The organism is Melaminivora alkalimesophila (assembly GCF_000282995.1).
In the GTDB taxonomy this organism is placed as follows: Bacteria; Pseudomonadota; Gammaproteobacteria; order Burkholderiales; family Burkholderiaceae_C; genus Melaminivora; species Melaminivora alkalimesophila.
The window spans coordinates 1-1,892 of sequence record NZ_ALEE01000519.1 but is presented as its reverse complement, the minus strand read 5'-3'; the positions used below and the strand labels follow the sequence as shown (position 1 = coordinate 1,892).

Annotated in this window: 2 protein-coding genes and 1 riboswitch; of the genes, one reads left to right on the top strand and one right to left on the bottom strand. The window is 69.9% G+C overall.

What is annotated here, in order from left to right; translation table 11 throughout:
* Nucleotides 1–1,322: cytosine permease (locus A612_RS10155; RefSeq protein ID WP_019374383.1), on the bottom strand; the 1,322-nt coding region annotated here is incomplete at its 3' end.
* Nucleotides 1,323–1,393: 71 nt separating this feature from the next.
* A riboswitch (TPP riboswitch) is annotated at nucleotides 1,394–1,502 on the bottom strand.
* Between the two features lie 146 nt (nucleotides 1,503–1,648).
* Between A612_RS10155 and A612_RS10150 the strand changes: the two genes are divergently transcribed.
* On the top strand, nucleotides 1,649–1,892 hold a 244-nt coding region (locus A612_RS10150), incomplete at its 3' end, for a helix-turn-helix domain-containing protein (RefSeq protein WP_019374382.1).

Here is a 1,892-nt window from a genome sequence, read left to right as displayed (position 1 = left end):
CAGCCGTAGGCTGGAGCCGGCAGCCGCGCGCGCGTCACCCACGACAGCAGCAGGCACAGCAGCAGCGTCGGCAGGGCCGCCCCCAGGCCCGGCAGCAGCTTCGGCGCCAGGTGATAGAAGGCGATGCCGGCCAGCCACAGCGCCACCGACGGCCAGTGGGCGGCAGGCGCAGCCTCCAGCCGTACCCGTGCCGCCACGCCGCCGCCCAGCCGTCCCAGCACCACGCCGAACAGCGGCACGAAGACCGAGCTGAGCGTCAGCAGGAACGGCTCCAGGCTGCGCATGGGCAGCACCAGCGCCAGCAGCGTGCACAGCATGGCGATGGCAATGCCGAAACGGCGGATGCTCCAGCGCGGCAGCAGGCTGTGCGCCGAGACGGCGCCCGAGTACGCATCGCCATAGGCGTTGTCCACCTCGTCGATCAGGATCAGCGACAGCGCAATCAGCCCGCCCTGCGCCAGCAGCAGCGCCGTCACCAGGTCTGCGCTGGGCAGCACCAGCGCGACCAGCACCCCGAGGCTGTAGCACCAGACGTTGGCCAGCAGGTAACCGGCCCAGGTGCCGGTGAGCGCCGTGCGCCCGCTCCTGCCGTGGCGCGCGTAGTCGGCCACCAGCGGCAGCCACGACACCGGCATCGCGATCACCAGATCGAGCGCCCCCATGACGGTGAGGCCGCCCGCGCCGGGCCGGCTCCACAGCGCCGCCAGACCCTGCGCCTGCGCCAGCGCGAGGAACTGCCAGGACAGCCAGAGCAGCGACAGCACCACCAGCGGCAGCGCCACGCGCGCGATGATGCGCCGCACCAGGCGCACCATGGAGCCGCTGATCAGGGCGATGACCACACCGCCCCACAGCAGCGTCGCGGCAAGCAGCCAGCCACTGCCCATGAATGCCCCTGCGCCGCCCGACTGGCGCGCAATTGCCAGGGTCGAGTCGCGCATGACCACCAGCTCGAAGGTGCCCCAGCCGATCAGCTGCACGATGTTCAGCACGATCGGCAGGCTGGCAAAGCGCCGGCCATACACCGCGTGCATCAGCCCGGCGCTGGACAGACCGCTGTCGCAGCCCAGCTTGGCCACCCAGCCCAGCAGGCCGGCACCGACCAGCGAGCCGGCGACGATGGCCAGCAGCGCCTCACGCGGCGACAGCGCCGGCATCAGATAGGCGCCCACCTGCATGACCAGCAGGCCCACGCCCAGGCTGAACCACAGCGAGGCATGGTCGTGCCAGGAAAACACCCGGTCGCCCGGCGCCACCGGCGACAGGGCCTGGTTGACGGGGCCGCTGGCGGTGCCTGCGGACGAAGAGGCGGGTGGGTTCATGGCTGGCACTCCTTGGATGGGCCTCGGGCGTGGCAGGCAGTCCCGGGCGCATCCGCGCCGGCATGGCGGATGCGTGGAGCGTCGTGCTTCCCTTGCGCGAGGATGATCTCGATCAGGTTCAAAGGGACTGTCTCAGCCCGTGCTGCCGATGCTGGCAGCCGGGCACCCCCAGCGATGCAGCGCGGCGCGCGCGCGGCGAGGCGGATTCTATGCGGACGCCATCTGCGGCTTGCGCTGCATCAAAAAACGATGGTTGCAGTCGCCGTGGATCTACGGGTGAATTTATACAGTTGATTTGATATAGCATTGGTGTTCTAATGCCTGGCATGACATCCGATGCCACCTCGACTGCGCCCAGCTACCCGCTGGCCGAGCTGTGCGTGCTGGCCGATCTGCCGCCTCGCACCGTCCGCTACTACGTGCAGATCGGCCTGGTCGATCGGCCCGAAGGCGAAACCCGCGCCGCCCGCTATGGCAGCCGCCACCTGGAGCAATTGCTGCAGATCAAGAAGTGGACTGCGGCCGGCCTGGCGCTCGACCGTATCCGCGAGCTGCTGCACGGCGCTGCCC